This window comes from Colwellia sp. MB3u-55 (assembly GCF_014076785.1).
Lineage (GTDB): Bacteria > Pseudomonadota > Gammaproteobacteria > Enterobacterales > Alteromonadaceae > Colwellia_A.
Genome location: NZ_JACGUS010000004.1, coordinates 1 through 226 on the forward strand (window position 1 = coordinate 1; position 226 = coordinate 226).

A 226-nucleotide genomic window follows, 5' to 3' on the forward strand; every position below is an offset into this window, starting at 1 on the left:
TCTTTTATAGCGTTACCCGACCATAACTTACTCATAAAATTAAAATCTTTGTGTATGTGCGATGAGCTTTCGTATGTAACGCCAAAAAGATCTAACTTATTTAAATTACAAAACTCTTGAGCCTTTGTGATTGCTTGGTTGTAACGCACTTTAAAATAAATTGATATTGCAATTAAGGATATAAATATAATAACGATCACAAAACTTTCCTTGTACAGCTAACGCC

Annotated in this window: 1 protein-coding gene; it reads right to left on the minus strand. The window is 31.4% G+C overall.

Going from position 1 to position 226, the window contains the following annotated elements; genetic code table 11:
* Positions 1-200 (minus strand): hypothetical protein (locus tag H4J66_RS19930; protein WP_220463142.1); only part of this gene is annotated, 200 nt, incomplete at its 3' end.
* Positions 201-226: the final 26 nt, after the last annotated feature.